At 46.6% G+C, this 26372-nt stretch carries 21 protein-coding genes; 4 read left to right on the plus strand and 17 right to left on the minus strand.

Annotated features, from left to right (window positions below):
* Positions 1–5: 5 nt before the first annotated feature.
* On the minus strand, positions 6–1439 hold the full coding sequence (locus tag MJO46_RS06915; RefSeq protein ID WP_253988682.1) for a site-specific integrase: 1434 nt from the start codon (positions 1437–1439) through the stop codon (positions 6–8).
* 204 nt (positions 1440–1643) lie between these two features.
* Here MJO46_RS06915 and MJO46_RS06920 point away from each other — a divergent pair.
* Positions 1644–2872, plus strand: a protein-coding gene (locus MJO46_RS06920) for an IS3 family transposase (protein WP_253987867.1) whose coding sequence is annotated in 2 segments (ribosomal slippage) — positions 1644–1986 and positions 1986–2872 — 1230 coding nt in all. Because the reading frame shifts where the segments join, the coding sequence is not laid out codon by codon here.
* A gap of 117 nt (positions 2873–2989) precedes the next feature.
* Here the strand turns inward: MJO46_RS06920 and MJO46_RS06925 are convergent.
* Positions 2990–5110, minus strand: coding sequence for a methyl-accepting chemotaxis protein (locus tag MJO46_RS06925; RefSeq protein ID WP_253988683.1), 2121 nt, complete (start codon positions 5108–5110; stop codon positions 2990–2992).
* Positions 5111–5537: 427 nt separating this feature from the next.
* Between MJO46_RS06925 and MJO46_RS06930 the strand changes: the two genes are divergently transcribed.
* Positions 5538–7091, plus strand: coding sequence for a peptide MFS transporter (locus MJO46_RS06930; protein WP_253988684.1), 1554 nt, complete (start codon positions 5538–5540; stop codon positions 7089–7091).
* A gap of 350 nt (positions 7092–7441) precedes the next feature.
* A complete protein-coding gene (locus tag MJO46_RS06935) occupies positions 7442–8449 on the plus strand; it encodes an LLM class flavin-dependent oxidoreductase (protein WP_253988685.1) in 1008 nt (335 codons plus the stop codon).
* 125 nt (positions 8450–8574) lie between these two features.
* On the opposite strand, the gene gabT is transcribed toward MJO46_RS06935, so the two are convergent.
* From gabT to MJO46_RS06985, 10 genes are all read right to left on the minus strand, one after another.
* Positions 8575–9852: a 4-aminobutyrate--2-oxoglutarate transaminase gene (gene gabT / locus MJO46_RS06940; RefSeq protein ID WP_253988686.1), complete on the minus strand. Its 1278-nt coding sequence runs from the start codon at positions 9850–9852 to the stop codon at positions 8575–8577.
* A gap of 32 nt (positions 9853–9884) precedes the next feature.
* On the minus strand, positions 9885–11333 hold the full coding sequence (gene gabD / locus MJO46_RS06945; protein WP_253988687.1) for an NADP-dependent succinate-semialdehyde dehydrogenase: 1449 nt from the start codon (positions 11331–11333) through the stop codon (positions 9885–9887).
* Positions 11334–11393: 60 nt separating this feature from the next.
* Positions 11394–12680 (minus strand): FAD-binding oxidoreductase, encoded by a 1287-nt coding sequence (locus tag MJO46_RS06950; protein WP_253988688.1) that lies wholly within the window; start codon positions 12678–12680, stop codon positions 11394–11396.
* 288 nt (positions 12681–12968) lie between these two features.
* Positions 12969–13784: an ABC transporter permease subunit gene (locus MJO46_RS06955; protein WP_253988689.1), complete on the minus strand. Its 816-nt coding sequence runs from the start codon at positions 13782–13784 to the stop codon at positions 12969–12971.
* Positions 13781–14686: an ABC transporter permease subunit gene (locus tag MJO46_RS06960; protein WP_253988690.1), complete on the minus strand. Its 906-nt coding sequence runs from the start codon at positions 14684–14686 to the stop codon at positions 13781–13783. Before MJO46_RS06960 ends, MJO46_RS06955 begins: the two co-directional genes overlap by 4 nt.
* A complete protein-coding gene (potA, locus tag MJO46_RS06965) occupies positions 14683–15819 on the minus strand; it encodes a polyamine ABC transporter ATP-binding protein (protein WP_253988691.1) in 1137 nt (378 codons plus the stop codon). Before potA ends, MJO46_RS06960 begins: the two co-directional genes overlap by 4 nt.
* 169 nt (positions 15820–15988) lie before the next feature.
* On the minus strand, positions 15989–17089 hold the full coding sequence (locus MJO46_RS06970; RefSeq protein WP_253988692.1) for a polyamine ABC transporter substrate-binding protein: 1101 nt from the start codon (positions 17087–17089) through the stop codon (positions 15989–15991).
* Between the two features lie 634 nt (positions 17090–17723).
* Entirely contained in the window at positions 17724–19079 is a 1356-nt protein-coding gene (locus tag MJO46_RS06975; RefSeq protein ID WP_198782633.1) for a glutamine synthetase family protein, read from the minus strand.
* Positions 19080–19081: 2 nt separating this feature from the next.
* On the minus strand, positions 19082–19843 hold the full coding sequence (locus tag MJO46_RS06980) for a gamma-glutamyl-gamma-aminobutyrate hydrolase family protein (RefSeq protein WP_253988693.1): 762 nt from the start codon (positions 19841–19843) through the stop codon (positions 19082–19084).
* A gap of 424 nt (positions 19844–20267) precedes the next feature.
* Positions 20268–20816: a cupin domain-containing protein gene (locus MJO46_RS06985; RefSeq protein ID WP_198782631.1), complete on the minus strand. Its 549-nt coding sequence runs from the start codon at positions 20814–20816 to the stop codon at positions 20268–20270.
* Between the two features lie 233 nt (positions 20817–21049).
* Here MJO46_RS06985 and MJO46_RS06990 point away from each other — a divergent pair, with 233 nt between their 5' ends.
* Positions 21050–22357: an FAD-binding oxidoreductase gene (locus tag MJO46_RS06990; RefSeq protein ID WP_253988694.1), complete on the plus strand. Its 1308-nt coding sequence runs from the start codon at positions 21050–21052 to the stop codon at positions 22355–22357.
* A 125-nt stretch (positions 22358–22482) separates the two neighbouring features.
* Here MJO46_RS06990 and MJO46_RS06995 read toward each other — a convergent pair whose 3' ends face one another.
* The 5 genes from MJO46_RS06995 to MJO46_RS07015 form a co-directional block, all read right to left on the minus strand.
* The gene (locus MJO46_RS06995; protein ID WP_253988695.1) at positions 22483–22992 is read right to left on the minus strand and encodes a DUF2937 family protein; all 510 of its coding nucleotides are present in this window, start codon (positions 22990–22992) and stop codon (positions 22483–22485) included.
* Between the two features lie 102 nt (positions 22993–23094).
* On the minus strand, positions 23095–23952 hold the full coding sequence (locus tag MJO46_RS07000) for a sulfurtransferase (protein WP_253988696.1): 858 nt from the start codon (positions 23950–23952) through the stop codon (positions 23095–23097).
* Between the two features lie 185 nt (positions 23953–24137).
* Positions 24138–24551 carry a septal ring lytic transglycosylase RlpA family protein gene (locus tag MJO46_RS07005; protein ID WP_253988697.1) on the minus strand — a complete coding sequence of 138 codons (414 nt, stop codon included), beginning with the start codon at positions 24549–24551 and terminating at the stop codon, positions 24138–24140.
* A 79-nt stretch (positions 24552–24630) separates the two neighbouring features.
* On the minus strand, positions 24631–25161 hold the full coding sequence (locus MJO46_RS07010; protein WP_253988698.1) for a hypothetical protein: 531 nt from the start codon (positions 25159–25161) through the stop codon (positions 24631–24633).
* A gap of 156 nt (positions 25162–25317) precedes the next feature.
* On the minus strand, positions 25318–26295 hold the full coding sequence (locus MJO46_RS07015; RefSeq protein WP_253988699.1) for a transposase: 978 nt from the start codon (positions 26293–26295) through the stop codon (positions 25318–25320).
* Between the last annotated feature and the right edge of the window lie 77 nt (positions 26296–26372).

Genomic DNA, 26372 nt, shown 5'->3' on the forward strand with positions numbered 1-26372 from the left:
GTGCATTAGCCAGCTATTCCAATTGAAATTACATTATCTTGCTCAACCTCATTTAACTTTGCTTCCCATGCTTCAAGGGCTATGCGCTTTTCGGGCAAATAACTGTAACGGTCATAATGCTTGCTAGATACGTCATTAAGGGCATGGTTTTGTAACCTGTCTCTAATGTCCTTAGAAATGCCTAATGCCCCCATAAGCGTTTTACAGGTGCGCCTAATATCACGAGCAACAAAGTGTTTAGCGTCTGGTCTAGCTTCCCTGTAACGGCAAAGGCTTTGTGATAAGGAATCAAGCCGCATGTGCTGGCTATGGTCGAATTTATGCGGAAAAATAAAGGGGTTTAATGGATCTCTTTCAGCATAAAGCTGCTCAAGGATTGTTATTGCAGACTCAACCAAAGGTAACAGGTGTGCACGTTTGTTTTTTGAAACATCAGCAATAATTTCAAGGGTCGCTTCATTCCAGTTAATTGCATCCCATCGGCTAGCGGCTAACTCGTAGGGACGCTGCCCACCAGTATAAAAACAAAGCTGTATTAACTTTGCCACATGAAAACCCATCCTAAAGCCTTCGCGGGTTTCAAGCACTGCCAATAACTCTCGCGTTTCATCAAAGGTAAGATAATTTTCACCAACGCTTTCGGCGGCCGTCTGCTTTGGTATTGCGAGTACAGGATTAAAACCAATGCCAAATAACACATCGCAGCCCATTTTGGCTGGATCATTATCATGCTTAAGACCATAGTTAAAAGCGGCACTAAGGTATGAGCGAATACGGTTGCTTTGAACTGCTGCCCCTCTGCGAATGATCCGCCCTAGAATCAACTTAATGTCATCTACGCTGACGTCCTTAGCCTTAGTTTCAGGCTTTACTATTGGGTAAACTTCCGTTTCAAGCGCATGTAACACGGCTTTGAAGGTTCGTTTGCCGTCAACCTTCATTTGCTGGGTATAACCTTCAAATAGTTGGCCTAGGCTACCTTTCTTTGCTTCGACTTGCTGAGCGGCCTTTTCTTTTGCTTGCTCCTTTTCAATTTCAATTTTTGGATCAAGCCCCTGCTTTAACATCCCCGCTAGCGGCTGAGAAACTTCTCGCGCTTGTGCAAGCGTCATTGAGGGGTAACGGCCCAATTGAACATATTGCCGCTTACTGTCAATTTGATATTTGAACGAAAAGACTTTGGCACCTGAAGGGTAAACAGCAATGACTAAACGACCAGCGCCACGCTCGCGGGATGAGTCGATTAGTTCATACTTATTGCCTTTGGGTTTTGCTCCTTTGACTTCGCGTTCCGTGAGGGCTTTTGTTGTCATGGCATGGCCTTGAGTTAAAGCATTGCCATAGTCTAGTGTTACAGTTGCTGTAACGGGTGACGTAGTGGCAAGACTGAGTGAGATATAACAGAACAATACAAGACCACCAGCAACATAGTAAAGCATTAATCTTACTAAGTTTTATGTCTCATTAGATTATTTTATTGTCTCATTGAATCTTGCCATTTTTATGACTCATAATCGTTAGGTCCACGGTTCAAGTCCGTGAGGGGCCACCACCCAATTCAACAAAAAAGCCCATTGATTCAATGGGCTTTTTTGTATCTAATGTCCCGTCCTGAAATACGTTGACATAAAGAGGACTTCTTTATGACAACATCAATTAACTCAAGCCGTAAGCGCACACAACGAGATTACACCTTAGCCTTTAAATTAGGCGTTGTAGAGCGTGTTGAAAAAGGCGAAATGACGTACAAACAAGCCCAAGGCCGTTTTGGTATTCAAGGCCGTTCAACCGTACTCGTTTGGCTTCGAAAACATGGTAGACTCGATTGGTCGAAACCTTTTCAGCATCCCCTTATGCCTAAGTCAAAAGAAACCCCTGCCGAAACGATCAAGCGCCTTGAACGTGAGTTAGCAGAAGAGAAACTGCGCAACCAAATCCTCAATGGCATGGTTGATATCATGGACAATGAATATGGAGCTGGCCTCAAAAAAAAGTACTTATCCGGTACGTCTGGCAAGCAAAAGGCAACGGAGAAATAAACCTCGCAGCCGCATGTCGTGCTGCGGGTATGTCGAGGCAAGGTATTTATCAGGCAGTTGCTCGAATGGAACGTCGTAGAGCTGAGCTATCGGTCATCAAAGACTGGGTCCAGTACTGGCGTAAATATATGCCAAGGTTAGGGGCCCGTAAGCTCTACTCGTTGATAAAATCCAAGCTGGTTGAACACGATATTAAACTCGGGCGAGATGGGTTCTTTACCTATTTGAGAAGTGAAGGTTTGCTGGTTAAACCGAAGAAAAGCTACACAAAAACCACGTTCAGCAAACACTGGATGAAGAAGCATTCTAATCTGCTGAAAGAGGAAGGACTACATGATGCAGGGCATGTACTGGTCAGCGATATCACCTATCTTGAGTCAGACCAAGGTGTGCACTACCTGTCACTGGTCACCGATGCGAGTTCTCGTAAGATAGTCGGTCATCACGTGAGTAAAGACATGAAAGCCGAGAGTGTGGTGAAAGCGTTAAAAATGGCCATAAAAGATAAACGCTATATTGGCAACGCGGTGCATCACTCAGACAGAGGCTTACAATACTGCTCAGCAGTTTATCAGAATGCGCTTCAGGCGAGCCAAATCCAGCCGTCAATGACGGATGGTTATGATTGCTACCAAAATGCATTAGCAGAAAGAGTGAATGGCATACTGAAGCAGGAGTTTTTACTGCACCGATGTAGGACATTTGCGGAGCTGAAGATACTTGTTAGAGAATCGATAGCAATATACAACGATATGAGACCGCATCTGAGTTTGAATATGGCAACCCCTAATCAGGTGCACAATAGAAAAGGCCAGCTACTGGAGCTGGCCTAAAAACTGTCAACCTATCTTAGGACGGGACATAAGAAAAAATAAACCCTTTGATACGTGTTTAACAATCAACACAGATCAAAGGGCCTATTGCAATTCAATCAAGTCCGATTCAAACACTTAGGTTTTTAACTTACCTAATTGCTGATGTTGTTGTTTCACCAGCTCGGCGAGAACGACGCTGCTTTGCTGTGCTTCGCCCGCAAGCCTTGCGAGTTCTGATGCCGAATCGGAAATGCCAGTAATATTTCGATTAACCTCTTCAGTAACGGCGCTTTGCTCCTCTGCCGCGGCGGCAATATGGGTCACTTGGGCCGAGATCTCTTCTATCTGACTGACCATAGAATTAAGGGATGTGAGTGCTTGTTCGGTTTGCGAAACCGCCATTTGCGCGCGTTCGGCCCCTTTATCAATAATCCCAGAAGCACTGTGTACCTCTTTTTGCAACGCATCAATCAATACGCTGATATCATCGGTTGAGCTTTGGGTTTTAGAGGCCAGCGCCCTCACCTCGTCAGCGACAACCGCAAAACCTCGGCCTTGCTCCCCAGCTCTCGCTGCCTCAATCGCTGCGTTTAAGGCCAGCAAGTTAGTTTGCGCAGCAATGGAGCTAATCACCTCAAGGATACGACTGATATTTGTGCTGCTTTCGGCCACCTTACTGACGGCAACTTTTGCCTGCATCGATTCTTGCGACATAGTTGCCACAAAATCCATCGCCTTGGTTAGGCTTTCTTCACTGTGGCGAATATTCCGAGACATGGCCTCTGTCTCTGAGGCCGTTTGTTCCGAGGCTTTAGCCACTTCGAGAGCCGTTGCGCTCATTTGATTGACGGCTGTGACCACACTTTCAATTTCGCCATACTGCCGATGTACACTGTCACGGGTTAGCTGGGCAATTTTTGCCGAGGATTGGCTTTCCTCTTGAGCACGACCAGCTAAGGTTTTTAACTCAGCAATTAAATTCTTTAGCTTATAGATGAAGGAATTGAATCCTTTACCAAGGGCAATCAATTCCGCATGGGCATCCACTTCTATGGATTGAGTGAGATCGCCTTCTGCACTGGCTAAATGTTCAACACGACCTTGGATCATCTTAAGTGGAGAAATGATACTGCGGATAACGAGACTAATAGTCACCACGGCAAGCACAGACACCACTAAACCCACAATCAATAATAGACTGCCTAACGATGCGGCCATTTCATCCATTTCATTATTGAGTGCGATCGAACTTTTATAGGCCTGCACCTTAGGGACTTGGATAGCTAATGACCACTCGGCATTGGCCAAGGGAATTTTAATCGGATAAGCGACGATAATTTCATCGTCATTCATCATGTACTTACCATTCTTGTGTAACGAGATGATTTGCGAAGCCAATTGAGGGGCCACTGACTCGGATAAGGGCCGAGCTTTTTTGCTGTAATGGCTTGCCGCAACCACTAGACCTCGGGTACTTAAGAGGGTCACTTTGGCTTGGCCGTCGTAGAGACTCTTTGATAGTGTATCAATCAAGGTCTGAAATACTGGCAGATTAACATCCACCCCAACCACCCCAATAAATTGTTTATGCTTAAGCACAGGCACAGTTAAGGACGTCATTAGTGCGGTATTGCCCGGGGTAATTTCGTATAAATAAGGTTCCATCAAACAGGGTTTGAGGGTCTCTTTACCACACAAATACCATTCGGCATCCCGGATCCCAAACTCATTCAAACTGGTGAGGTATTTTTCAGCTGAATCATCAACTTGCTGATGTTCAACCGTGCCGTCATCATTGCGGGTGTAATAAATCTCTAGGGCTCCCGACGAGGCCACACTATGGCTCGCCTGGACATTTAGAAACTCGCTATCTAGGCCATCGTAGCCATTAGCGTCAAACTGGGAATACATAGAAGAGATTTGGGCATTCTTCTTAAGCACTGCTGCCACGGCAAGCTCTAAACGATCACGCTTTAAGGGCAATTCTTCTGCGGTACTTTCAAGCATGCCCGCGAAAGAAAAGGGGATCCGGTAAGCCTCATTAATAAATCCGGCGACCATTTCACCATACTCACCGGCGCGAGCTTCGAGCTTATCGCGGGTTTCATTTTGTAAGCTATTTTGGACTTGTTCGGATAACTGAGCGTTTTGAGCCGATAGCGTCCACCAGAGGCTGATGGATAAAATGGCGACTATCGATAGGAACAAGGCGGAAGTGATCCACAACAACTTAGTACTAATGGATAAATGCTTCATCGAGTCAACTCCAAAGAGAACGAAAATAGCGTAATTATTTTGATCTAATTCATTTTTTATTTTAACTAACCGATCTTAAAAGTAGCACTCAGCGTAGGGATTACCAGTACTAAAGATAAAGAATTGTTGGATAAAAGTAAAACTTTAGCATGATGAATTATTTGGGAATTCGAGAGCTTGAGTCGTCTTTTACAGCACATCAATTCGGTTTATTGCCAAACATTCTATTTATGTTGTGATCGCGCATTCAATTAACAAATGTGGCAAAAAATGCCTCATCAACCCGTTAAGGATTAATTTTAGCTTAAACAGGCTAAATTCATTTGTAACAAACTCTATTCTGCTACTGAGGAGCATTGGTTTGTGCTGATTATCGCCTTATACTCTTGCCCTTAAACACAAAACTACAATAATGGAAGCAAGCTTTATGACTCTTGGTACCACTCAGGTAAGCAAGACACATTCATTTATGACTGTGTCCCTTATCGAATTATGGGAACGCTTTGGTTATTACGGCATGCAGGCGCTGATTGTGTACTTTATGGTGCAGCGCCTTGGCTTTGATGACTCTCGTGCAAACTTAGTCTGGAGTGCCTGTGCGGCGCTTATTTATGTATCTCCGGCAATTGGTGGCTGGGTGGGGGATAAAATCCTCGGCACTAAACGCACTATGTTGCTCGGCGCGGGGATTTTGTCAGTGGGTTATGCACTGATGACAGTGCCCACTGAAAACACTTGGTTTATGTTTTCAGCCCTCGGCGTGATTGTGGTCGGTAACGGTTTATTTAAACCCAATGCGGGCAACTTAGTCCGTAAGATCTACGAAGGCGACGATTCAAAAATCGACAGTGCGTTTACTATCTATTATATGGCGGTCAACGTAGGTTCAACCTTCTCCATGTTACTCACGCCATGGATTAAAGATTATGTTAATGCCCAGTATGGTAATGAATACGGCTGGCATGCTGCTTTTGCCGTGTGCTGTGTGGGCTTATTGGTCGGTTTAGGTAACTATGCCTTAATGCGTAAGAGTCTGACCCATTACGGCTCCGAGCCTGATACGCGTCCCGTCAATAAGAAAAGCCTCGCCATAGTGCTAGCACTTTCTGCGCTATCTGTCGTTGCTTCGGCGATTATCCTCGAGTATGAAGACGTTGCCCGGGTATTCGTTTATGCGGCTGGTATCGCCGTATTAGGTATTTTCTTCCATTTGATCCGCACCAGCGAAACCAGTGAACGTGCCGGCTTAATTGCCGCACTGATCCTGACGGTGCAAACGGTCTTTTTCTTTATTTTCTATCAGCAAATGTCCACCTCGCTTGCACTCTTTGCACTGCGTAACGTGGATTGGGATTTCCAAGTATTTGGCACCCATTTATGGACTTGGTCACCGGCACAATTCCAAGCGCTTAACCCACTATGGATCATGGTGTTAAGTCCAGTGCTGGCATGGAGCTATTCATGGGCAGGACGCAATAATAAAGACTTCTCGATTGCCGCTAAATTTGCCTTAGGTTTTGCGGTTGTGGCTATCGGCTTCTTTATCTATGGCTTTGCAGGCAATTTTGCCGTCAATGGTAAAACCTCCTCTTGGATCATGATCTGGGGATATGCCTCTTACTCCCTAGGCGAACTGTTAGTGAGCGGATTAGGCCTTGCAATGATCGCTCGTTACGTGCCAGCGCGCATGGGCGGCTTTATGATGGGCGCCTATTTCGTCGCCTCGGGGATTTCCCAGTACCTTGGTGGCGTTGTCGCTAACTTCGCCAGTGTGCCACAGGATTTGGTCGACCCACTGCAAACCTTGCCTGTGTATACCAGCCTGTTCAATAAGCTAGGTATCGCCGCCGTTGTTTGTACCTTTATAGCCTTAGCCGTATTGCCGCTAATGCGTCGCCTAACAGACAGCCACCATTCACATAATGCGATGAATGATGACAGTGCTGCGGCATCACTGCGCGATGTAAAAGCCGAGCAGTAATGCTTAACTGGCAATCGCCAATGTTCTTTACATAACATCAACTGCCGATAGCCCTGCTATCGGCAGTTTTTTATCACCTCATTCAACATCGTTTATACCCTTGTATTGCTACTCATAACCAAATGAGCTTTAGCAAAAGTCATACAATCCCGCTGTGACTGGCTTAGCGCTGAGTTGCTGAGAATAAGAACTTCAGTTCCACATTATCAACCCTCACACGCGGATGACTTTAGCCCTTCAATTTGTTACAAAGCGAATACACACTCAGTTTAATGACTTAGCTCAATACGCCTAACACAGTTAGCGCCACTTGTTGTCGCTAGCAAAAACGGCAGTCACTTGGAGACACTATGTCACAACCGACATCAATATTGGCCGATATTCCCTTCTCGCTATTGGAACTCGCGCCCATGCGCCAAGGCTCAAGCGTAGGCGAAACGCTGCAAAACAGTTTGCAGTATGCCAAGGAAGCCGACAGACTCGGCTTTAATCGTTTTTGGTTTGCCGAACACCACAATATGCCCGGCATCGCCAGCGCGGCAACCTCGGTATTAATTGGCTATATTGCTGGCAATACGCAGCGTATTCGCGTCGGTGCGGGTGGCATTATGCTGCCAAACCATGCACCGTTAGTGGTCGCCGAACAGTTCGGTACCCTTGAAAGCCTATATCCTGGTCGAATCGATTTAGGACTAGGGCGTGCGCCCGGCAGCGATCAAATTACCAGCAGAGCACTGAACCGTGACAGTAGCCGCGCCGAACAATTCCCTGAAGAAGTCAGTGAATTACAAACCTTACTCGGCCCTTACAATGGTCGCCATGCGGTGCGAGCGATTCCCGGAGAAGGCACTAATGTACCGATTTGGTTATTAGGCTCGAGTCTCTTTAGCGCGCAGTTAGCGGCGCAGCGCGGTTTGCCCTATGTGTTTGCGGGCCACTTTGCCCCACGTTTTCTCTACGATGCGATTGAAATCTATCGCCGCGACTTTAAACCTTCTAAAGTGCTGGATAAACCCTATGTGATGCTCGGTTTGCCGCTCGTCGCCGCCGACACTGATGAAGAGGCGCAATTTCTGGGCACGACCTCGAAACAGCGCGTGCTGGCACTTATCCGTGGGCACGAGTTATGGCTAAAACCACCGGTTGACACTATGAATGGCTTATGGAGTGCGCAGGAAGAAACCTATGTCGATAACTTCTTAGGTTTATCTGTTATTGGCGGCCCAGCGACGATTAAGCATCGTTTGGAAATGATCGTCAAAGAACTCGGCGTGGATGAGTTTATCTTCACCAATGACTTATACGATCTTGATCAACGCAAGAAGGCATTGCAGATCCTAATGGAGATTAAACAGTAGCGATTCAGTAAACTGACTCGTTCTAAAAGTCATTGGCAGTAAAAACGACTTCCATAAAAAATCCCGCCGCAGCGGGATTTTTATTATGTAAAACTGTCATCTAAAACAGCTTTATCAAAGCAATATTAGCTTTTCAGAACGGCATCGAAGCTGGCTTTGAGGATACCAAGGCCTGCATCGATTTGTGCATCAGGCGCGGTTAATGGCACCAAAATACGCAGCACATTACCGTAAGTGCCGCAGGATAATAAAATCAATCCACGGTCACGGGCATTAGCCAACACTTGGGCACAATAGTGCGGTGCAGGTTTACCCTCTTCCATCAGTTCGATGGCTATCATCGCGCCTAAACCACGCACATCGGCGATTTGTGGATGTTCAATCTGCATCATATTCAGTGCTGACTTAATACGCTCGCCTATGGCATTGGCCCTGTCTAACAGCTTTTCTTCTTCAAACACTTCGATGACAGCAAGCGCTGCGGCGCAGGCTAACGGACTGCCACCATAGGTACCGCCAAGACCACCAGGGCCAATTGCATCCATCACCTCAGCGCGGCCGGTAATACCTGAGAGTGGGAAACCACCCGCAATAGATTTGGCAAAGGTTGTGATATCTGCAGCCACGCCCATTTGTTCCATAGCGAAGAAAGTGCCAGTACGGCCTGCGCCCGTTTGCACTTCATCGGCGATAAGCATTATGCCTTCACGGTCGCACAGTGCGCGCAGCCGCTGCATAAAGGCGGGTGATGCGGCGTAAAAACCGCCCTCGCCCTGCACTGGCTCTAAAATAATGGCGGCGATATCACTTGGCTCGGCATCATTTTTAAAGATACGTTCAATCGAGGCCATAGCATCGTCATCGGACACGCCGTGCAGCTCGCAGGGGAACTCGGCGCGGAACACATTCGCCGACATCAGCCCCATACCTTTACTGTAAGGCGCGACTTTTCCGGTCAGTGCCAAGGCCGCCATAGTGCGACCATGGTAGCCCGAGGTAAAGGCAATCACGCCTGCACGCTTGGTATAGGCACGCGCCACTTTAACTGCGTTTTCAACCGCTTCTGAGCCACTGGTAAATAATGCCGTCTTCTTGGCAAAATTCCCTGGCACCAATTGATTGAGCTTTTCACACACTTGGATATAGCTCTCGTAACCGAGCACCATAAAACAAGTGTGGGAGAAATTATCCAGCTGAGCCGCAACCGCCGCCTTCACTTTAGGGTGAAGATGGCCGGTATTAAGCACGGCAATGCCGCCCGCAAAGTCAATAAACTCGCGACCTTCAACATCCCACACAGTCGCATTTTCGGCGCGCGCGGTAAAAATAGGGTGAATTTGCCCGACACCACCCGCAACTGCGGCTTGGCGACGTGCCATCAATGAATCATTGGTTGTTGTCATTTAGTGTTCCTCACACGCCAAATCGGACCGTATTAAACGGACATGCAGATGTACTTCATTTCTAAATATTCTTCGATGCCGAACTTAGAACCTTCGCGCCCAAGCCCTGAAGATTTCATCCCGCCAAAGGGCGCCACTTCCGTCGAAATCAAGCCAGTGTTGACCCCCACCATGCCGTATTCCAAGGCTTCGGCGACTTTCCACACCAGTGAAATATCGCGGCCATAGAAATAAGCAGCGAGGCCAAATTCAGTATCGTTAGCCTGTTTAATCACATCGTCGACATCGCTGAATTTAAATAGCGGCGCCAGTGGACCAAAGGTCTCTTCACGGGCAACACGCATGCTTTTATCGACATTAGTGAGTACGGTTGGTTCGAAGAAATTACCGCCAAGGTCGTGAACTTTGCCGCCTGCGATCACAGAGGCGCCTTTGGCAATGGCATCGATAAGATGACTTTGTACTTTCTCGACCGCGGCGGCATTGATCAGCGGCCCCGTAGTCACGCCTTCCTTGATACCCTCTCCGACTTTGAGCTTGCCCACCGCAGCGCTAAGTTTTAAGGCGAACTCGTCGTATACCCCATCTTGCACATAAATGCGGTTAGCGCAGACGCAGGTTTGGCCGGCATTACGGTACTTAGCGATCATGGCGCCTTCGACAGCGGCATCGATATTGGCATCGTTAAATACGATAAATGGCGCGTTACCGCCTAATTCTAAAGATAATTTTTTAAGTGTTGGCGCGCATTGCTCCATCAACTTAATGCCAACATTGGTTGAGCCAGTGAACGACAGCTTACGCACTATCGGATTGCTGCACATTTCATTACCAATCGCGACGGCATCGCCTGTGACCACACTGAACACCCCTGCCGGAATGCCCGCACGCTCGGCAAGCTCAGCCAAGGCTAATGCGGTAAACGGCGTTTGCGGCGCAGGTTTAACGACCATAGTACAACCCGCGGCGAGAGCCGGAGCAGCTTTGCGAGTGATCATAGCCGCGGGGAAATTCCACGGCGTAATCGCCGCCGTCACACCAACGGGCTGCTTAATTACCATCAAGCGTTTATCCCCTTGATGCCCGGGAATGGTATCGCCATAGATACGCTTCGCTTCTTCGGCAAACCACTCGATAAAGGACGCCGCATAGGTCACTTCGCCCTTGGCTTCCGCCAGCGGTTTGCCCTGTTCTGTGGTCATCAATAACGCGAGGTCATCACTGTTTTCATTCAGTAATTCAAACCAGCGTCTTAATTTAGCGCCGCGCTCTTTGGCGGTCAGTGCTCGCCATGCAGGCAGCGCCGCTTCCGCCGCCTTAATCGCAGCTTGGGTTTCGACTTGCCCCATTACAGGGACGCTTGCAATCACAGCGCCCGTGGCAGGATTGGCGATGGCCACAGTCTCTTTAGACTCGGCATCACACCACTGGCCGTTGATATAACATTGTTGACGCAACAAACTCGGATCTTTTAGCAACACAAGGACGTCCTCGCATTAGTGAGGCAATCGCTTGCCTCGAATAAAAATAAATGAAACAGACTAGATACCTAGCTTGTCTCTTAAGGTGTAATACCAAGCCCCGATAGCACTAAAAGGGACGCGAAGTGCGTGGCCACCGGGGAATGGATAATGTGGCAATGCGGCAAAGGCATCGAAGCGCGTGGCTTGGCCATTGAGCATTTCGGCCAGTAACTTGCCCGCCAGATGGGTATAAGTGACACCGTGGCCACTGCAACCCTGTGAATAATAGATATTTTTACCGATACGGCCGACCTGTGGTAGGCGCGATAACGTCAGGAGGAAGTTACCCGTCCAGGCATAATCAATCTTCACATCTTTTAATTGCGGGAAGGTTTTGAGCATGTTCGGAATAATGATGGATTTAATGTCCGCCGGATCGCGGGCGCCATACACTACGCCGCCGCCGTAAATCATCCGCTTATCGCCAGACAGGCGGAAATAATCGAGCAGATAGTTACAGTCTTCAACGCAGTAATCCTGTGGTAATAAACTCGCCGCCAGATCGGCACTCAAGGGCTCAGTAGTAATCACTTGGGTGCCGCAGGGCATAGATTTTGCCTGCAGCTCTGGCATTAACTTACCTAAATAGGCGTTACCCGCCACGACCACAAACTTGGCTTTGACGCTGCCCTGAGCCGTATGCACCACAGGGCTATCGCCTTCATCGACACGCAGCACCGCTGAGTCTTCAAAAATCTTACCGCCGAGGGATTCCACCGCGCGCGCTTCGCCTAGGGCTAAGTTAAGCGGATGAATATGGCCGCCGCTTTTATCGAGCAGACCACCGACATAACGCTCAGTATTTACCACACCGCGAATACCTTTGGCATCGAGGAGTTCGAGCTGATTAACATGGCCGTGGCTTTCCCACAGTTGCTTTTGATGGCGTAGATGACCCATTTGCTTTTCGTTCATCGCCGCAAACACACCGCCATCTTTGAGGTCGCATTGAATATTGTACTTAGCGATGCGATCGCGAATAATTTGCCCGCCCTCAAAGGCCATTTTGCCAAAGAGCTTACCTTGTTCTTTGCCGACGGTTTTTTCAATGGTATCAATATCTCGGCTATAACTGTTGACGATTTGCCCACCGTTACGGCCCGAGGCGCCCCAGCCAATACGTGCGGCCTCAAGCACAACAACACTCATGCCTGATTCTAATAAGTGCAGCGCAGCAGAAAGGCCGGTATAACCCGCGCCAATCACACAAACGTCGGCTTCAATCGATTCCTGTAGGCGCGGACGTTCAACTTTATCGTTAGCCGATGCGGCGTAATATGATCCAGTGTGGGGTATGGCAGACATGATGTTCCCTTGAATTCTTTTGTTCATTATTTTAAACAGCCATCACATCCTACACCTTCAAAAATCGAATGACTAGCCACAAAAGCATAATATTTTACGTTTTGTTTGATATTTCAAACAGGCAAATACCTTAAGCTTTGTATGACTAAAGTGTGAAAACGGCTTAACGAAAATGGCTGGAGAGGATCTGACTAAAAATAAGCAGCATAGCCCTTAGGGCCATGCTGCTTTTCTCAGCTGCTTTTCTCAGCTGCTTTTCTCAGCTGCTTTTCTCAGCTGCTTTTCTCATTAGTTAAGTGGCATGCGCTCACGCTGTTCGGCTCGTCTTGCCATATACCAAGAGAGGAAGGCAATTAAAGACACACACAGAATGATCAGCGTCGCTAGGGCGTTAATCTTAGGTGATACGCCTAAACGCACCGAAGAAAACACCACCATAGGCAGCGTCGTCGCACCTGGGCCAGAGGCAAAGCTTGCGATCACTAAGTCGTCTAGGGATAAGCTGAAAGACAATAGCCAACCCGCCACCAGCGCTGGGGAAATCATAGGCACAGTGATCAGAAAGAAGGTCTTCAAAGGTGTGGCCCCTAAGTCCATTGCCGCCTCTTCGATTGACATATCCAGCTCACGTAATCTTGAGGACACGACCACGGCCACATAGGCGGCGCAGAAGGTTGAGTGGGCAATCCACACTGTCACCATGCCGCGCTCCTTTGGCCAACCTAAAAGATCCGCCATATGCACAAACAACAATAGCAATGACAGACCCGTGATCACCTCTGGCATCACCAGTGGTGCTGTGATCATATTTGATAGGGTCAACTTTGCCCATGAGCGCTTAAAACGCGTCATCACAAATGCTGCCATAGTGCCAATGATCACCGCCATGGTAGAACTGTAAAATGCAATCCGCAAACTGGTCCAAACCGCATCCAAAATTTGCTGATCCTCAAATAATTCCCCGTACCATTTAGGGGAAAATCCCCCCCATACGGTCACGAGCTTTGATTCATTGAATGAATAAATAACAAGGATCAGCATAGGTGCGTACAGAAAAAACAGTCCGAACCACAACATCACAGAAGAAAAACTCAGCTTTTTCATAGGTCTTTCTCCAAACTACGCGCCTGATAGCGATGGAATAAGGTAATAGGAATAATCAAGAGTGCCAACATCACAATCGCCAATGAGGAGGCCACAGGCCAGTCACGGTTATTGAAGAATTCTTGCCACAGCACTTTACCTATCATGAGGGAATCTGGACCGCCGAGGAGTTCTGGGATCACAAACTCACCCACCGCAGGAATAAACACCAACATAGAACCCGCAATCACACCACTCTTAGAGAGTGGGAAGGTAATTTTCCAGAAGGTATTTAATCGGCTAGAACCTAAATCCGATGCCGCTTCGATAAGGCTCATATCCATCTTCACTAAGGTGGCGTAAAGCGGAAGGATCATAAAGGGCAGATAGGCATAGATGATGCCGATATATACGGCAATATTAGTATTTAAGATTTGGATTGGTTCAGAAATAACACCTAACCAGAGCAAGGTATTGTTAATAATGCCAGTGTTACTCAAGAGCCCCATCCAAGCGTAAACTCGAATAAGGAACGACGTCCATGAAGGCAGCATGACTAATAATAACAACACGGTTTGCAAACGTGCTGGCGCCCGCGCTATGGCATAGGCCATAGGGTAGCCAATCATCAAGCAGCCCAAGGTCGAAATTAACGCCATTTTTAATGAGCTGAGATAAGCCGTGTAATACAGCGAATCATCAAGCAACATCAAATAGTTACCTAGATGCAAAAAAATATTTAGCACATCGTCGCTATATTGAAACGTGGCTTCATAGGGCGGAATAGCAATCGCAGCCGTCGAGAAGCTGATCTTGAGCACTATCGCAAAGGGTAAGGCAAAAAACAGCAATAACCAGGCATAGGGAAACCCTATGGTCCAGAAGCGCCCCTTCAGCCATTTTAATTTTGACGGTATCTTCATGATCTCAACACCACGCCACTGGTGTCCTCCCAACTGATGAACACTTCGTCATCCCAAGTCGCATGATCGGCGCGGCGCTCACGGTTAGTCATACTGCACTGGACAATTTGACCATTCGCCAAACGAATGTAATACACTGAAATCCCTCCTAAATAGGCGATATCATGCACAACACCCTTTGCCCAGTTATACTCACCCTCTGGCTGCTCGCGGCTAATAATGGTCTTTTCAGGACGCACGGCTAACCACACATGCTTATCTTCGACGTTGGTCGTTACACCGTAACCCACATAAAAGGATTGTGCTAACTCGTTGGGTTTGATGATCAGATGGTCGACTTCATCGACCTCAATGTCGCCACTAAAGAGGTTCACCGAACCGATAAATTCGGCGATCATACGGCTATTCGGACTCTCGTAAATGTCCATTGGCGAGCCCGTCTGTGCAATCCAGCCATCACTCATAATCGAGATCCGCCCCGCCATGGTCATGGCTTCTTCCTGATCGTGGGTCACCATCACACAGGTCACGCCGACGCGTTCAAGAATTTCAACCACTTCTAACTGCATTTGAGTACGCAGTTTTTTGTCCAATGCCCCCATAGGTTCATCGAGTAGCAATAATTTTGGCCGTTTCGCCAGTGAACGGGCCAATGCAACACGTTGACGCTGACCACCGGATAATTGGTGCGGTTTACGCTTACCATATTGCTCCATATGCACCAGCTTGAGCATATCCTGCACACGCTGTTCAATTTCAGCCTTAGGCAGTTTGTCTTGTTTCAAACCGAAGGCAATATTTTCCGCAACAGTCATATGGGGAAACAGGGCATAGGACTGGAACATCATATTAATGGGGCGCTCGTAGGGCGGTAAATCGGTGATGTCTTCGCCATCGAGGAAAATACGGCCAGAGGTGGGTTTCTCAAAGCCGGCTAACATACGCAATAGGGTTGACTTACCTGAACCGGAGCCACCGAGTAAGGCAAAAATTTCGCCTTTATTGATAGTTAATGACACATCGTCGACAGCCCGCACGTCATCGAAGAGTTTGCTTACCCGCTCAATCTTGAGCAGTACTTTTTCTTGCGTCTTTGTTGTCGGTTTATTGGTGACGCCCGAGGTGCTTGCCATAGTACTTCTCCACCCAAGCATTGATACGACAGCACGCTCAACACTTGAGATTTACACAATGAATTAATGAAAGAGGTTAATCTGTTAATCCCCTCCAGCTAGGCAGAAGGGATACCTATATTGAGTGACTTGACCAAAGCGGGGGCAAGCAGAGCCTGCCCCGAAGCGATTATTGGCCAGACTTCACTTTGGTCCATACGCGGGTGAGTACGCGTTGAACTTTTAGGGGGCGGATTTCACCAATATACAACTTATCTAATACTGCTTTAGGTGGATAAATTGCGGGATCATTGCGGATTGCCTCATCAACCAGAGGCTGAGCAGGATCGTTTGGATTGGCATAGGCCACATAGTTAGAGATAGGGGCAATCACGTCAGGACGTAACAAATAATTGATAAGCTTATGGGCATTCTCAACGTTAGCCGCATCGGCTGGAATGGCTAACATATCGAACCAGAGGTTAGCACCTTCTTTAGGAATGGAATAACCGATCTTATTGCCGTTCCCCGCTTCATCGGCACGGGCCGCAGCTTGGAATACGTCGCCGGAGAAACCAAAGGCCACACAGATATCGCCATTGGCGAGATCGGAGATATAACGCGATGAATGGAAATAAGTCACATAGGGACGGATTTTTTCCAGTAATTCACCCGCTTTTTCATAATCGTCAGGCTTATCACTATTAGGATCTAAGCCTAAGTAAAGCATGGCTTGTGGCACCATATCGTCGGCAGAATCTAACATAGCAAAGCCGCATTTTGAGATCTTTTCAGCATATTTAGGGTTAAAAATCAGCTCCATAGAATCAAATGGCGCATCTTCACCCACGGCGGCTTTCACTTTATCGATATTGTAACCAATACCGTTAGTACCCCATAAATAAGGCACTGAATATTGATTACCCGGATCGGCTTTTTCAAGCTGCTGCATCAGTTCAGCATTAAGGTTTTTAAAGTTGGGAAGTTTAGAGCGATCTAACTGCTTAAAAGCACCGGCTTTGATTTGTTTTGCAAGGAAGTGGTTAGAAGGTACAACGATGTCATAACCACTACGGCCAGACAATAACTTAGCTTCCAGCACTTCGTTACTGTCAAACACATCGTAAACCACCCGAATGCCCGTTTCCTTCTTGAAGTTTTCTAAGGTATCTTCCGCGATATAATCAGACCAGTTATACATGCGCACCACTTCTTCGGCCTGTGCTGCGACGCTAGCGAGTGCACCCGCCGTCACTAAAGCCAGTGTGGTCATCTTATTAAATAGCTTCATGCTTTCTCCTTTCTCGGGTAGCAGAATTGCCTAAATCAATTCTGAAATTGTGTCACCGACCATCAGCTCGGTTATTGTTGTTATTTTCGACCAATGCTACACCTTAAAAACCGCATCGGCAGTCTCTACAGCACCCTAATCATGCCTTCTGATTTAGGTGGCTGCAATTTGTCAGGTATCAGATTTCATGCCAAATTGATCAATTCTCACGATTGCATTAACAATCACAAAAACAGACTAGATATGACACACACCCTACATCTTGCAACATTAAGGCAAATGCCTCAAGTCCCTAAAACAACTGCTGAAACCATCAAAATAATGTATCTTTTTAATTTGACTAACAAACAGTTAGCTAAAATAAATTTTAATCTTATTTGTACATAATACCAATACAGAAAAAAATCTTTCGCTTAGTGCCTAACTGAATGAGTCTACAAATATTTATTTACCCAAACTCAGATAAATAACGACCTTCGAGTAAAAACACCTCCGCACCAAAGTTAGGCAACTAACGCCAAGCAAGAGCACCAAAGTGGTGCAGAGGATGGTTTAACGCGGCTCAAACATTTGCGACAAGTAGCGTCCAGATAAGCAAATGCCGAGCCCCATTTCTATGTTAAAACAAAACGCATTACACACTGAGGAGCAGGAACTCCCGCTCCCACGAACTGACCACACGGCGAAAGTTTTCAAGCTCGGCCTGTTTCACAGCCACAAAACCCGTAGTGAAGGCTTCGCCTAAATATTCCTTACAGGCATCACTCTCTTCCATCGCCGCTAACGCTTCTTCGAGGGTTAAAGGCAAGCAATGTGGGTTATTGCTTCGACTTTCATTTGATTTACCTTGAACGGGCGTTGATGGTTTGAGCTTTTCTACCATGCCGATATAGCCACATAATAAACTCGCTGCAATTGCTAAATAGCAGTTTGCATCGGCGCCAGGAATACGGTTTTCGATACGCCGATTTTGTGGTGACGACTCAGGAATACGTAGACCGCAGGTGCGATTTTCAACGCCCCACTCTAGGTTAACCGGGGCAGATGTTCCGGGGAGGAAACGACGGAACGAGTTAGCATTCGGCGCCATCAGCGGCAATAACTCAGGAATAAATTTCTGCAACCCGGCAATATAGCTCAGAAATAATGCGCTTTGAGTGCCATCCTCATTAGTAAAAACATTCTTACCCGTTTCTTTATTAATCACACTCTGGTGAATATGCATCGCACTGCCCGGCTCATCGGTAACAGGCTTTGCCATAAAGGTGGCGCACACATCGTGCTTAAGTGCCGCTTCACGTAGGGTACGTTTGAAGATAAATACCTGATCGGCAAGAGACAAAGGATTGCCATGGCTGAAGTTGATCTCCATTTGTGCCGGGCCATCCTCATGGATCAAGGTATCGATATCTAACCCCTGAATCTCACACCAGTCATACATATCTTCAAATAGAGGGTCGTATTCGTTAGCCGCATCGATAGAAAATGACTGACGGCCCGCCTCGGGTCTACCCGAACGGCCAATCGGCGGCTTGAGCGGTAAATCATGGTCATCACTACGACGGGTCAAATAGAACTCCATTTCGGGTGCTATAACAGGTTCCCAACCCTGTTCATCATAGAGAGACAAGACTTTTTTCAACACGTTACGAGGGGATAACTCGATAGGATTGCCCATTCTGTCGTAGCAATCGTGGATCACCTGAGCCGTAGCTTCTATGGTCCAAGGCAGCATAAAGACGGCATTTTCATCGGGAACACAGACAAAATCGATATCTGCGTCATCGAGTAAGCGATAATAGATATCATCGCCAACAAAATCACCGGTCACCGTCTGTAACAGCACGCTTTCGGGCAAACGCATGCCTTTTTCATCGACAAACTTATCTACTGGGGCGATTTTACCGCGGGCAATGCCGGTCATATCACTGATAACACATTCGACTTCTGTGATTTTTCGTTCTTTTAAAAAAGCGATTAGCTTATTCATTATTATTTCACTCGAGTTGTAGCCCTACGTCGGCATGCATCACCGAAAGCATTAAAAATAGACAGGTAAAATGGATTTTCATTCACCCTCCATTCCGGATGCCATTGCACACCTAGGGCAAATTCTTTGGTATCTATTACGGAGAAAGCCTCCACTAATCCATCGGGAGCATAAGCTTCTGGCCGCAACCCAACACCCAGACGCGCCACGCCTTGAGTATGAACAGAGTTAACCTCTGCAGAGCTACGGCCCCAGGCCTCGTAAATGACCCCCCCAGGCTCCACAGTGATACTGTGGGATGGCCCATATTGCACCTCTAATGAGGCATTTTTATCTTCTCTGTGTTCAATAAAACCACCCACCTCATGGAGCTTTTGATGCAAACTCCCCCCAAAAGCCACATTCATCTCTTGAAAACCGCGACAAATACCCAGCACTGGCACGCCAGCAGCAATGGCGGCATGGATAAGTGGCAACGTCGTCGCGTCACGCTTGGGATCATGGTGTGTCCCCTCCTCGCTAGGAAGTCCTGCATAATGATGGGGTTCAACATTTGATGGTGAGCCAGTAAACAAAATGCCATCGAGTCGTGCCAAGATGGCTTCAATAGGTTGGTCTGCCCCCAAAGAGGGGATCACTAAGGGCCAACCTTTCGCGCCATTCACTACACCGAGTAGGTATTTTTCACCCACTATATTAAAAGGATGTGATCCTAACTGCTGATTACATGCAATCACGCCAATGAAGGGCAACTCGACAGACATAACTCACCTTAAGAATTTATTTTACTAGCATAACGAACACTTTAACTTCAAACGTTCATTTTTTCACACAGTACACCGAATTTTAACCCTAGGCAAGAGGTTAAACTCTTGTTAAAGATTATTTAACACAGACAAGCTGTTTTTTGATAAATAACATTATGTTAGCTTAAATACATATGGATTGCGTGTGAATAACCCCCCTTAGCTTAAGCTAAAATAGGCAAGTTATGCGAAATCTCGGCTAAAGTTGCCCCTGAGAGTTAGGGCCCAACTTGACCAATATTATTTACACAATGGCAAAATATTTACACGATAGATAGGACGAGCAGAGTATCGCTAGCAGGCCACAACGCCACGAATGGCGTCAGGGAAGCTTCTGTAGATAAAAAGAGGGCGATACCCTGCGATGGCGCGGATAGATGAGTTAGAAGTTGGCGGGGGTCGTCGCACTCACCAGACGGCAAGGTTCGTCGAAGGGGTTACGAAATCTATGGGGCAACTCGCTGTTAAAATAATAACTGTCACCCGCGGCTAAAATATAAATTTCATCCCCAACGGTCAGCTCCAATTTTCCCTCAACCACCATAGCGGCTTCTTCACCTTCGTGTTTGAGCATCTCCTCACCCGTATCAGAGCCAGGGGGATAGGTTTCGCTCATCACAGACATAGCGCGATTGGGGAAGTCACGGCCAATCAGCTTAAACTCCAATGGGCCTGTACCTATATCCAACAATTCATCGGAGCGATAAACAACCTTCTGCTCACTATCAGATGAGGCTTCAATGGAGAAAAAATCCACTAAAGACATAGGGATACCAGACAATACTTTTTTCAAAGAACTGACCGACGGGCTAACACTGTTTTTTTCGATCATTGAAATGGTACTGTTAGTCACTCCAGCACGCTTAGCTAGTTCTCTTTGAGATAAGCCTTTCATTTTTCGAACAGTTTTGAGACTGGCTCCAATATCCAAATTTAACATCCCCCCAAAGGCTCGGGTCCCCCCGATAGATGACGAACTGGTTGTTCAGGATAAACACCATTTAGAGCGAATTTTCGCCCCAAAGCGTGTGTTTAACAGCTTTGATTGTATTCTACATAAAAAGCGTGTTAAATAAAACGAACACTTTTTTGCATCATGTTAAAAGTGTGATGAGTATACTGAGACAAGTCCAATTTACAATAAAAACAATTTTTGGAGCCATGATGGCAAGTAAACCCCCAGTACACAGCGAGCAATACCCACACTCCTACTATGTGGATACCGCAAAGGAAATTTATGCGCACCCACAGCTTGAAGGCGAAATCAACGCCGATGTCTGTATCGTGGGCGGCGGCTTTAGCGGCATCAATACCGCGATTGAACTCACCCAGCGTGGGCTGAGTGTGGTTTTATTAGAAGCTAAACGTATCGGCTGGGGGGCGTCGGGGCGCAATGGCGGCGAACTCATTCGCGGCATAGGCCATGACGCTTCGAAATTCCAAAATGAAATTGGCACCGAAGGAGTAAAAGCTATTGAACAGATGGGCTTTGAAGCGGTCGAAATTGTGCGTAATCGCATCCAAGAACACCAAATCGACTGCGATCTGCAAATGGGATATTGCGATTTAGCGGTAAAACCCCGCCATATGGATGAGCTTGAAGAAGAGTTTAGTGCACTCAAAGCCATGGGTTACCAGCAAGAAATCAAGCTGTTAACTAAGCCGCAATTAGGTGAAGTCATAGGCTCAGATTTTTATCAAGGTGCACTAGTCGATATGGGCAGTGGCCATTTACATCCGCTGAATCTTGCTCTGGGTGAGGCCCGCGTGGCCCGCAATCTTGGCGCACAGTTATTTGAATACAGCGCCGCAGAGAAGATTATTCAAGGGGCTAGACCTAAGGTCATTACCGCCAAGGGAGCCGTCAATTGCCAATATTTAGTCTTGGCGGGCAATGCCTATATAGGTCATAAACTCAATGCTTATATCGGTGGCAAAGTCTTGCCCGCTGGCAGTTATTTGCTGGCGACAGAACCCTTAAGCGAAGCGCAATGCGCGAGTATCATTCCGCAAAATATGGCCTTCGCCGATATGCGAATTGCCTTAGATTACTTTCACTTATCGGCAGACCGTCGCCTACTATTTGGCGGCCTTTGCACCTATTCGGGTAAAGATCCTAAGGATATTGAAGCGGCATTACGGCCAAACTTGGAGAAGGTTTTCCCACAGTTAAAAGGTGTACGCATCGATTATGAATGGGGCGGTATGATAGGTATCGGTGCTAACCGTATGCCACAAATTGGTCGCCTGCCCGATGCCAATAATATTTTCTATGCCCAAGCCTATGCGGGACATGGGGTGAACGCCACCCACATGGCGGCCAAACTACTGGCCGAGGCCATTTGCCAACAGGCAGGACATTTCGATGTGTTCGCCAAAATCAAGCATATGACCTTCCCCGGCGGCCCGACATTCCGCTCACCTATGCTCGCTGCAGGCATGCTGTATCACAGATTTAAAGACTTGTTTTAAGGACTTGTTTAAAAACGAATGCATGATGCCCACCGGATAAACGATTCGATGGGCATCACTATTGTTTAAGTACGAGTCATTTAAGTGCTCATTGTTTAAATGATCATTGTGTAAATGCTCGTTATTTAAGTGCTCGCCAATCTTTGCCGCTTTCTACGCCTTGCCCACAGGATAAAAGGGATAGAACCAAGGTAATGCACGCCTAACGCCACCACAACGCCAAAGCCAATCCCACTGTCGGTTAAAGGTATTCCAGGCTTAAAGTTGCTGATGGTTTTCTTAAGATAATCAAAGCGCACGGGACTAAACATATAGGCTGTTTTCTCAAACAAGTTGCCCGAATTAAAGATCGCCACGCCCTCTGTTAACGCTTTATAAAGCGCCAATGTCTGCACCTTTTGCTCTGCGTCGGCGCGCACGCTAGGTTCTTCATTTTGCTGGTGACGGGCAATCATGGCCTCAGCATCGGCATAATGATATTCCTTAGCCGTTGCCTCGTAACCCTCAACCTGCCATCGAGTAGACTCATAAAGCCCAGCTAGAAATTGCTGATAATGATCAGCCAGTTGTGGTAATTGCAAGGCAATCACTAGAATGAATCCAAATACCAACTTATCAATCAATCTGCCTATCAAGACCGTCTCCTTGGCATTTTACCAAACGATATAAAAAACCAATGATATTCAAAAAAACCACGCCAACTTAATCTACAGCACGAATATCAATACAAAGCTCGCTTAGCACTCTATGGGGAGATCGGTACGACTGCCCCAATCCGCCCAGGAGCCATCATAAAGGATGGGATGTGTATGCCCCGCCGCTACCGAAGCTAAGATCAAAATACAGGCCGTGATCCCTGAGCCACAGCTAAATATCCGTGCAGGCTTATCCGCTGTCAGCTCTTGATAAATAGCCTGTAACTCACTGGCCGTTTTGATTTTATTGCCATCGAGCACTTGAGCAAAAGGCAAATTCACCGAGTGAGGAATATGCCCAGAGCGTACACCGGGGCGCGGCTCACTGACTTGACCTAAAAAGCGTGGCGCACCACGGGCATCGATAATCGCCGTATCGACATCTCCGATTCGAGATAGCACAGCCTCAGCATCCATCACCCGCTCGGGGTGGTATTGCAGCGCATCCGCCAAAGTATCTATATCCGCTGGGCCATAATCGATGCCTTCGGCTTGATAACGCGATGAGGTAATACGGTCTTCTTCAATCCATTGGGGCAAGCCACCATCGAGCACATAGACTCGATGAAAGCCCATGACTTTAAAGGTCCACCAAGCCCGAGGGGATGAATAAATACCTTGGTTATCATAGATAACGATAACACTGTCGGCCTCAATCCCAAGTTGCGCTATTCCTTGAATAAATTGTTCAAAGGTCGGCAAGGCATGGATTTGGGTGGAAGTCCTATCAAAAAATACATTTTCAATATCGAACCTGCGTGAGCGCGGAATGCAAATAGGCTCATCGTAAACTAGGGGTTCTTTACCAATAACGGTTTCCATACTGGCATCGAGCAAGACTAAATGGGGGTCGGTGAGGTGTGCTTCGAGCCACTGCGTACTAACAAGTGGGTATTCCATAGGAGATCCTTTTACTGTTCTCTCATTCTGCCGCTAGTCTCTCACCAAATGCCGCAAAGCCCAAATATCGGCTTAAAAAATTAGCTGCTTTGGTATTTTTTAAAAGTGGGGAGGTAAATTTTATCAACTAAATCACTAAATTGCGTAAAAGCAGTTTTTCAAGATAGTCCTTTTCAAAATAGCCGCTACTTAATGACTTCAATTTTCACATCAATCAAACCAGAGGAAGTGTTGCCTATGCTGCTAAAGGCCGATTTAGAAAGATCAATAATGCGGCCACGTACGAAAGGCCCTCTATCGTTGATTTTTACAATCACACTTTTGCCATTATCGACATTGGTGACCTTAACACTCGAGCCAAAGGGTAACTTTGTATGCGCCGCTGTCTTTAATTTATGTTTGTAAAGTTCACCACTGGCCGTCTTCCTATTTTGATGTTTATCCCCATAAAATGAAGCCTGACCTGTTTCGGTAAATCCTACCCAGTTACCATTTTCACCTGTCTGCAGCGAAGAACAACCAGCCAAAAAGCTTAGCAGTGCCAGTGCAAATAGTTTGACGAAATTGAATTGCCTAATTGGGTTTTGAAGTGTATTCACATAACATCCTCTTACTTTGAGATAAAATATGCAGTCATAACGAGGCTTTGTTTCCTAATTTAGAGCGGCAAACAAAGCCCTAACGAGTTAACACTTCATGGATAATCTCAAATTTTGGTTCTTTACCACTTGGCCATGTAGGTTTCTTTATGGGGTTTTCAAAGGTGGTCAGCCAAATATCAAGATCACTGAAACCAGACAAACAACCCATAAACGAAAAGTACATTCCACTATTGATCATGTGACGGGCAAACTGAATAGCGTCTTCAAGAGTGCCCTCTTCCCAGTTATGTGTGAACGTTTCATCATCCCATACCCATTTAATAGGGACTCCACTTTCATCACAAGCGAAGAACCTTACATTTCGATAACCTTTACTTGCTGTTTTTAGAGAATTTATAAAACTTTCTCTGGTGTTATCGAATCTTTTTTTGAACTCTTCAATATCTAGATCTTTGCTAATAAAGTTCTTCATACTTGCTCTAGTAAAAGAATAAATTTGGCCACCCAAGTTAAAACAATAATACAAATAAATTTGGCTGCAAATAAATTTGGCCACCCAAGTTAAAACAATAACATAATGTGCTTTCGGTTTGCCTTCAAGCGGCATTGACTAAAGTTGTCTTAATAAGAGTGATAAAATGTGGCTGGGTTGCTGATGGAAAACAAAATCAGGCTAACCCATTAAAAAATGACAAATTTCAGCCGTACTAATCCACCCAATTTACTAAGGAGCATCGATTTAATTGATTACACAAGATTGCTGTCAGTTAATGTGAAAGTGCTGACAGCTTGCCGCAAAATGCCGTCGTCGCTTTTCTAAGTGTTCACAGTAATCGGTGAGTTCTTGCAACGTACCCACGGGACCATGAAATAGCTTGCCAAACTCGGTGGTCAGTTTGAGCCAGTTATCATGGGGAATATGTAATTTTGTCAGTAACTTGGCGCTAGTTTCACTGATGGCGCCACGTTTATCCTTGCGAATGATCCGCCCAGTATCCTCCACCAATTGAAGGTAATCCGTTAGCAAAAATGCGATGCCATTAGGCTGATTATCACGCTCGTTGTCGATGAAAGACAGTAAGTTTTTAGGTTGTTCACCTTTTAATGCGGTCCGAATCCGCAGTTGGATGCTGGTATGATCGGATTGTTCTGGCGTATCGGCCATCTTGGCTCGAATGGGGTTTAAATCAACATAAGCCATACAGGCTAACACTGCGGCTTCATCGAGTAGAGCTTGTGACTTAAAGCGACCTTCCCAAAATCGACCTGTACAGCTATCTTCTTGATTTGCTTGCCTTGCTATCGGTTCGTTAAGACAGCGCATAAACCATGAAATATCACACAATCGGCTGCGGTAAATCGCAATGGTATGCTTGAGCCTCAGCACTTGGTGGGGTTCAACTAACTCACCATTGGTGAATTTTTGTGTTAGTTCATCGCCTTTAAATAGCTTATGCCAATGTTCAAGTACTTCGCGGTCATTCCAACGATTTGCACTGTCGATATCTACCCGCAACACTACATGCAAGTGATTTGACATCACAGCAAAGGCTGCCACATCAATCGCAAAAACCGTTTCAAGTTCAAACAGTAATGATTCTACCCAACCACGACGGTGGTCATAATTTTTCCCCGAATAGGTATCATCGCCACATAAAAAGGCGCGCCGAACAACGCGGCTAAAGCAATGGTAATAGGGAGTGTCTTCAAGGCTAATTTGAGTTCTGCGAGGGCGCGGCATAAAACCTCCTTGTCGAATGCTTAACCAAAGCATAGCCGGAGGTTAACTGTTACGCCATTTTAGGTTGGGTGTCTAAG

Origin of the sequence: Shewanella sp. KJ2020 (assembly GCF_024197625.1) — a bacterium.
GTDB lineage: Bacteria > Pseudomonadota > Gammaproteobacteria > Enterobacterales > Shewanellaceae > Shewanella.